Annotated in this window: 7 protein-coding genes; 3 read left to right on the top strand and 4 right to left on the bottom strand. The window is 66.5% G+C overall.

Annotated features, from left to right (window positions below; translation table 11 throughout):
• The 3 genes from AC1DZY_RS23375 to AC1DZY_RS23365 form a co-directional block, all read right to left on the bottom strand.
• Nucleotides 1–137 (bottom strand): helix-turn-helix domain-containing protein (locus AC1DZY_RS23375; protein ID WP_476820965.1); only part of this gene is annotated, 137 nt, incomplete at its 3' end.
• Between the two features lie 86 nt (nucleotides 138–223).
• Nucleotides 224–1,441: a tryptophan synthase subunit beta gene (gene trpB / locus AC1DZY_RS23370; protein ID WP_476822557.1), complete on the bottom strand. Its 1,218-nt coding sequence runs from the start codon at nucleotides 1,439–1,441 to the stop codon at nucleotides 224–226.
• A 6-nt stretch (nucleotides 1,442–1,447) separates the two neighbouring features.
• Entirely contained in the window at nucleotides 1,448–2,122 is a 675-nt protein-coding gene (locus AC1DZY_RS23365; protein ID WP_476822556.1) for a phosphoribosylanthranilate isomerase, read from the bottom strand.
• 123 nt (nucleotides 2,123–2,245) lie between these two features.
• On the opposite strand from AC1DZY_RS23365, the gene AC1DZY_RS23360 reads away from it, so the two are divergent.
• Together AC1DZY_RS23360 and typA are read left to right on the top strand one after the other, a co-directional pair.
• On the top strand, nucleotides 2,246–3,538 hold the full coding sequence (locus AC1DZY_RS23360) for a TAXI family TRAP transporter solute-binding subunit (RefSeq protein WP_476822555.1): 1,293 nt from the start codon (nucleotides 2,246–2,248) through the stop codon (nucleotides 3,536–3,538).
• A gap of 133 nt (nucleotides 3,539–3,671) precedes the next feature.
• A complete protein-coding gene (gene typA / locus AC1DZY_RS23355) occupies nucleotides 3,672–5,495 on the top strand; it encodes a translational GTPase TypA (protein WP_476822559.1) in 1,824 nt (607 codons plus the stop codon).
• Between the two features lie 79 nt (nucleotides 5,496–5,574).
• On the opposite strand, the gene AC1DZY_RS23350 is transcribed toward typA, so the two are convergent.
• A complete protein-coding gene (locus tag AC1DZY_RS23350) occupies nucleotides 5,575–6,486 on the bottom strand; it encodes a hypothetical protein (protein WP_476822554.1) in 912 nt (303 codons plus the stop codon).
• A 226-nt stretch (nucleotides 6,487–6,712) separates the two neighbouring features.
• Between AC1DZY_RS23350 and AC1DZY_RS23345 the strand changes: the two genes are divergently transcribed.
• A complete protein-coding gene (locus AC1DZY_RS23345) occupies nucleotides 6,713–7,651 on the top strand; it encodes an aldo/keto reductase (protein ID WP_476822553.1) in 939 nt (312 codons plus the stop codon).
• Nucleotides 7,652–7,694 lie beyond the last annotated feature (43 nt).

Genomic DNA, 7,694 nt, shown 5'->3' with positions numbered 1-7,694 from the left:
CGCAAGACCCTTTGCAGCAGCTTGACCGCAAAGCTCTCGCTCACCCCGAAATGCCGGGCCGCAGCCCGACGCGAATGCCCTGCTTCGACAAAACCTACGACGCGCGCACGCAAATCATCCGAATAGCTGCGACCCATGATCCACCTCCAGAAACGGTGAATCACAAAGCAGCCCTCAAGGGAATCCCACGATTCCAGTTTTCAGTCCGACGCTCTAGGCATACTCACATCCCGCCCAGAATCTCCGCGACCTGGGGGATGTCCTTGTCGCCGCGGCCGCAGAGGTTCATCACCATCAGGTGGTCCTTCGGCAGCTTCGGGGCCAGTTCCATCACCTTCGCCAGCGCATGCGCCGGCTCCAGCGCCGGGATGATGCCCTCAAGCTTGGAGCAAAGCTGGAACGCCTCCAGCGCCTCGGAGTCGGTCGCCGAGATATAATTCACACGGCCCGAATCATGCAGCCAGGCGTGCTCGGGGCCGATGCCGGGATAGTCGAGCCCGGCCGAGATCGAATGCGCGTCCTTGATCTGGCCGTCCTCGTCCATCAGCAGATAGGTGCGGTTGCCGTGCAGGACGCCGGGCGTTCCGCCGGTCAGCGAAGCCGCGTGCAGCCCGCTCGACAGACCGTGGCCGGCCGCCTCGACGCCCCACATCTTCACGCCGGGATCGTCGAGGAAGGGATGGAACAGGCCGATCGCGTTGGAACCGCCGCCGATCGCGGCGATCAGCGAATCCGGCAGACGGCCTTCGGCTTCCTGCATCTGCTCGCGCGTCTCCTTGCCGATCACCGACTGGAAATCGCGCACCATGGCGGGATAAGGGTGCGGGCCCGCAGCCGTGCCGATGCAGTAAAACGTCGTCTCGACATTGGTGACCCAGTCGCGCAGGGCCTCGTTCATCGCGTCCTTCAACGTCTTGGTGCCGGACTGGACGGGCACGACCTGCGCGCCCAGCATCTTCATGCGGAAGACGTTGGGCTTTTGCCGCTCGACGTCGACCGCGCCCATATAAACGATGCACTCCAGGCCGAAGCGGGCGCACAGCGTTGCCGTCGCGACGCCGTGCTGGCCGGCGCCGGTCTCGGCGATGATGCGCTTCTTGCCCATGCGCCGCGCCAGCAAGATCTGGCCGAGCACGTTGTTCACCTTGTGCGCGCCGGTGTGATTGAGTTCGTCGCGCTTGAAGTAGATTTTCGCGCCGCCGAGATTGTCGGTCATGCGCTGCGCAAAATAAAGCGGCGAGGGCCGGCCGACATAATGCTTCAGGAAGCTCGCCATGTCCTTCTGGAAGGCGGGATCGATCTTGGCCGCCTCATAGGCCTGCTCCAGCGAGAGCACGAGCGGCATCAGCGTTTCCGCCACGAAACGGCCGCCGAACATGCCGAAACGGCCGTTCTCGTCGGGACCGGAGCGATAGGTGTTGGGGTGCTGGGGCGCGTTCATGTCCGGCTAAGCCTTCTCGTTCATGCTCTGCGCGGCGGAGCGGGCCGCAGCGACGAAATCCCTGATTCTGTCCGCGTCCTTGACGCCGGGAGCGCTCTCGACGCCCGAGGAGACGTCGACGCCCGCAGGCCTTGCGATCCCGATCGCCCCGGCCACATTGGCCGGATCGAGCCCGCCCGATAGCATGAAGCGAAAGCCCGGGTCGAGTTCGCGCAGCAGCGTCCAGTCGAAGGGTCGGCCATGGCCGCCGGGATAGCTCGCATCCCTGGGCGGCTTGGCGTCGAGCAGGATGAGGTCGGCAACGCCACGATAGGGTTCGATCGCGGCGAGATCGTCATGGTCGGCCACGCCCAGCGCCTTCATCACCGGCAGGCCGGTGGCGGCCTTGAGCGCGCGAACCTGCTCTGGCGACTCGCTGCCATGCAGCTGGAGCCAGTCGGGTTTCAGCGCCGCAGCCAGATCGAGCGCCTGCCGCTCGTCCCAATCGACGAGCAGGGCGACGATCTGCGTCTTCGCCGGGCCGGTAGTCCTGCCGCGCGCGATAGCGGCCAGTTCGACAGCCCGCTCGAGCGTGACATAGCGCGGGCTCTTCGGATGGAAATTGAGGCCGATCATGTCGGCGCCGGCATCGAGCGCGACGTTCAGCGTCTGCGGCGTCGAGAGGCCGCAGATCTTCACCATGAATTCGGTTTCCGGACATGTCATGGCGGGGCCATAGCATGATTAAGCCCATCGCCGCACTTGCGACATGATGACGGGCGAAGCCATTCTGCGGGCGATGGCAGATCGGGGCATTCCGAAGTGATGGGGCGGCGTGGGTTCACGGCTCTGGCCGGGCTGCTGGCGGTCGCCGGCCTGACGGCTGCCGCGTTCTATTTTGTCAGCCAGCCGCGCACCTTGCGGCTGGCCGTGGGGCCGCTCGGCTCGGACGACGCGCGGATGGCGGCGGGCTTCGTCCAGGGCCTCAACCGCGAGAAATCCTCGATCCGGATCCGGCTCCTGCTGACCGAAGGCTCCGAGGAGAGCGCCAAGAAGCTCGACGACGGCCAGGCCGACCTCGCCATCGTCAGACCCGATATCGCCCTGCCCGCCCAGGGCGACACGGCGCTGATCACCCGGCGCTCCTTCCCCTTCATCATCACGTCGAAGGAGACCGCGATCGGGCGCATCGCCGATCTGCGCGGCAAGCGGATCGGCGTCGGTCGCAGCCCCGGCGGCAATCTCGACCTGCTCCGCCGCGTGCTGGCGCAATACGAGGTTGGCACTGAGGAGGTCCAGATCGTGGGCCTGAGCCAGGACGAGATCGTCCCTTTCGCCAAGGAAAGGCGCATCGACGCGTTCTTCTCGATCAATGCAGTCGGCGCGCGGACGAACAATGACGGGGTAAACCGCCTGCGCTCGGCCTGGGGCGAGGATCCGGTGCTGATCCCGATCCGCGAGGCCGAGGCGATCAAGGCGCGTTATCGCTCGATCGAGACCGGCGAGATCGTGCGCGGCGCTCTCGGCGGCGACCCGCCGCGCCCGTCCGAGAATCTGCCGACGATCTCGGTGACCTCCCGACTGATGGCGTCGCAGAACCTGGACGACGCGGTCGTCGGGCTGGTGGTCAAGGAGGTACTGGCGCTGCGGCTGACGCTCGCCTCCGAGTTGCCGGCGATCCAGGGGCTCGAAGTGCCCTCGACCGACAAGGATGCCCCGCTTTCGGTCCATTCCGGCGCGGCCGCCTTTATCGACGGCGAGCAGGAGACCTTTTTCGAGCGCTATGGCGACTGGTTCTATCTCGGGGTCATGGGCCTCTCGATGCTCGGTACGGGCGGCGCGACCGTGATGGGACGGGCGAGCGCGGCCCGGCGCAGGCTCGCCATGGCCGGCCTCGATGAATTGCTGGCGCTGCTCAACGAGATCCGGACGAGCTCCGACGAGATCGATCTCGCGCGGCTGGAGCACGATGCCGACGCGATACTGACCCGCGTGCTGGGCGACTTCGCCAAGGGCGACATCGGCGGCTCGGACCTTGCCGCCTACAGGCTGGCGATGGATCAGGTCGGCCGCGCCGTCGGTGAGCGCAGGCGTTCGCTGCTCGAAGAGCTCGTGTAGGCGCACCGAGGTTGCCCAAACGGCCGCAAGCGTTTATGTGCAGCGCAGCGAAATTCCGTTCTCTCGAAATGGGCTGCGCCGGCAGGGCTTCGATCCTCGCCGGCTTGTGGCCATGAACAAGGCCCTTACCCGCATGTCCATGCGCAACATCGCCATCATCGCCCACGTCGACCATGGCAAGACCACCCTCGTCGACAAGCTGCTGCAGCAGTCGGGCACCTACCGCGACAACCAGCGCATCATCGAGCGCGTGATGGACTCCAACGAGCTGGAGAAGGAGCGCGGCATCACGATCCTCGCCAAGGCGACCTCGGTCGTCTGGAAGGACACCCGCATCAACATCGTCGATACTCCAGGCCACGCCGATTTCGGCGGTGAGGTCGAGCGCATCCTGAACATGGTCGATTCGGCTATCGTGCTGGTCGATGCGGCCGAAGGCCCGATGCCGCAGACCAAGTTCGTGGTCTCCAAGGCGCTGAAGCTCGGCTTGCGTCCGATCGTGGCGATCAACAAGGTCGACAAACCCGACGCCCGCGTCACCGAAGTCATCAACGAGGTCTTCGACCTGTTCGCGGCGCTCGACGCCAATGACGAGCAGCTCGACTTCCCGATCCTCTACGGCTCGGGCAAGCAGGGCTGGATGGCCCATGACCCGGCCGGCCCGCAGGATCAGGGCCTCGCGCCGATGTACGACCTCATTCTCAGCCATGTGCCCGAGCCGCGCATCGAGGAAGGTCCGTTCCGGATGCTCGGCACGCTGCTGGAAGCCAACCCCTATCTCGGCCGCATCATCACCGGCCGCGTCGTCTCGGGCTCCGCCAAGCCGAACCAGCAGATCAAGGTTCTGTCGGGCGACGGCACGCTCGTCGAGTCCGGCCGCATCACCAAGATTCTCGCTTTCCGCGGTCTCGAGCGCACGCCGATCGAGGAAGCGATTCCCGGCGACATCGTCTCCATCGCCGGCCTGGTGAAGGGTTCGGTCGCCGACACCTTCTGCGATCCCACCGTCGAGACCCCGATCAAGGCTCAGCCGATCGACCCGCCGACCGTGTCGATGACCTTCATGGTCAACGACTCGCCGCTGGCCGGCACCGAGGGCGACAAGGTCACGACCCGCGTCATCCGCGACCGGCTCCTGAAGGAGGCGGAGGGCAATGTCGCGCTGAAGATCGAGGAATCGACCGACAAGGATTCATACATCGTGTCGGGTCGCGGCGAATTGCAGCTCGCCATCCTGATCGAGCAGATGCGCCGCGAGGGCTTCGAGCTCGGCGTCTCGCGTCCGCGCGTCGTGCTGCGTCGCGACGAGACCGGGGGCCTGCTGGAGCCGATCGAGGAGGTCATCATCGACGTCGACGAGGAGCATTCCGGCGTCGTCGTGCAGAAGATGTCCGAGCGCAAGGCCGACATGCTGGAGATGCGTCCGTCCGGCGGCAACCGGCTGCGGCTGGTCTTCCACGCGCCGACGCGCGGTCTGATCGGCTATCAGGGCGAACTGCTCACCGATACGCGCGGCACCGCGATCATGAACCGGCTGTTCCACGCCTACATGCCCTACAAGGGCGAGATCGGCGGGCGCCGCAACGGCGTGCTGATCGCGATGGAAACCGGCGAGGCCGTGGCCTACGCGCTGTGGAACCTCGAGGATCGCGGCCCGATGATGATCGAGCCCGGCTGGAAGGTCTATCAGGGCATGATCGTCGGCGAGCACACCCGCGAGAACGATCTCGAGGTGAACGTGCTCAAGGGCAAGAAGCTGACCAACATCCGCACGACGTCGAAGGATGAGGCGGTGCGCCTGACGCCGCCGATCCGGATGACGCTGGAGCGTTCGCTCGCCTGGATCGACGACGACGAGCTGGTCGAGGTGACGCCGAAGTCGATCCGCCTGCGCAAGGGCGTGCTCGACCCCAACGAGCGCAAGCGCTCGCAGAAGATGAAGCAGGAAGTCGCGTAAACCTCCTTCGACCATCGCCATCCAAACAAAAACCCCGGCAACTTGCGTTGCCGGGGTTCTCTTTACAGCGCCGTGTCGCTCAGAGCGCGGAGCGGTCCCGGGCGCGGCCGCCAAACGATGCGCCCAGGCTCGAGGCCATCGCGCCGATCAGCATGGCGATGAAGGTCGCCAGCGCCAGTTGGGCAGCAGTCTTGCGGGCCTGGTCGGCGGTCTCGCGGGCGGTCTGCTCGGCCTTGGCGGCGGTGTCCTTGGCCTGCTGGATCGTATCGGCGACACGCTTCTCGGCGTCGGGCTGGCTGATGCCGGTCTGGGCGGCGATGACTGTCGCGACATAGGTCCGGTCGGCCGGGATCATGTCGCCGTTGCGCAGGCTGGTGGCGACGATGCGGCCGACTTCGGTGCGGGTCGCGGCGGTATCGGCGCTGGCCGGGGCGGGCCGATCGCTGCGCAGCAGCCTGTCGGTGAGGTAGGCCGAGGGATCGAGCGAGCCGAGATCGACGCGGTTGGCGGCCTGATCAGCCGCGCGTCCAGCCACGCCCGAGACCGCCGAGCCGACGCCCGACGCCGCGGACGCGCCAAGGCGCGCCGCGCCGCCGATGACGGCCGAGGCCGTCGATGCAAGCAGCACGACGCCGACGATCGACCCCAGCGCCCACGCCATGAAGCCATGGGCTGTGTCGCGAAACCCGACCTCGGTGGTATGGGGGCCTACATTCTTGGTGCGCAGACGGCCAGCGATGTAGCCGCCGAAACCCATGGCCACGATCTGGATCAGCGCCAGCCAGAGCACGGCGGAGATGCCGAGCGTCGTCGCGCTCACGCCCGTATTGGTCCATGGCGAGATCGACGTCAGCCCAAGCCCGGTGCCCGCTGTCAGCAGCATCAGCGAGACGGAGGCGCTGGCCACCGCGCCGCCGAGAATGGCGCCCCAGGAAACGGCCGATGGCGCATGTGTCGTGGACATGATTCCGGGCGAAGTGAAGTCTGTCATGGCGGTATCCAGAACTGGCGGCGCGCGGTGCGGGCCGGGTTGCGGATGACCTCGAAGCCATCCGATGCCCCCTAGAACCGCGCTTGCGCCGAAGGGTTCCGGCAGCAGGCGTCACGTCAGGCGTTCAGCCCGTCCCCGATTTGCAGCCCTTGCCTGCGTGAGCGGCGATTGCGCGGCGCTGCCGGCTCTGGTCCTCTGCCAGCTCTTCCAATTAAGGACGTCTCACATGCTCACCCGCAATCTCGGCCGTTCCGGCCTGCGCGTCTCGCTCGTCGGGCTCGGCTGCAACAATTTCGGCGGCCGGATCGACAATGCGGCGACCGCCAAGGTCGTCGATGCCGCGATCGAGCACGGCATCACGCTGTTCGACACCGCCGATGTCTACGGCAATCGCGGCGGCTCGGAGACCGCGCTCGGCGAACTGCTCGGCGCGCGCCGCAAGCAGATCGTGCTCGCGACCAAGTTCGGCATGGACATGAATGAGGCCGGCACGATGAAGGGCGGTTCGCGCGCCTACATCATGAATGCGGTCGAGGCTTCGCTGAAGCGGCTCAGGACCGACTGGATCGACCTCTACCAGATGCACCGCTTCGACCCGCTGACGCCGATCGAGGAGACGCTGCGGACGCTCGAGGACCTGATCGCCCAGGGCAAGGTGCGCTATATCGGCTGCTCGAATTTCGCGCCCTGGCAGGTGGCGGATGCGGCCTGGACGGCGCGGCACCTGCAGGTAGAGGGCTTCGCCTCGGCCCAGGACGAGTACAGCCTGCTCAAGCGCGGCGCCGAGCGCTATCTGCTGCCGGCCGCGCAGCACTATAGCATGGGCCTGCTGCCCTATTTTCCGCTCGCCAACGGCCTGCTCACCGGCAAATACAAGCGCAACGCGCCGATGCCGGAAGGCGCGCGCATGACGCGGGAGGCCCCGCGCGCCGCCGAGGTGCTGACCGAGGCGAACTGGACCAAGACCGAAAAACTCACCGATTTCTGCGAGGCGCGGGGCAAGACGCTGGTCGAACTCGCCTTCTCCTGGCTCGCGGCGCAGCCGGTCGTCTCCAGCGTGATCGCCGGCGCGACCAAACCCGAACAGATCGCCGCCAATGTGAAGGCGGCGGAATGGGTGCTGACAACCGAGGAACTCGCCGAGATCGACACGATCACGGCGTGAGCCGAAGCGCTCTGCCGCGGAACCTCCACCGTCATCGCCGACA

It is taken from the genome of Allobosea sp. P2_A10, from assembly GCF_056405115.1.
The sequence above is the reverse complement of the archived record's forward strand: the minus strand, read 5'-3'. Positions and strand labels throughout refer to the sequence as shown.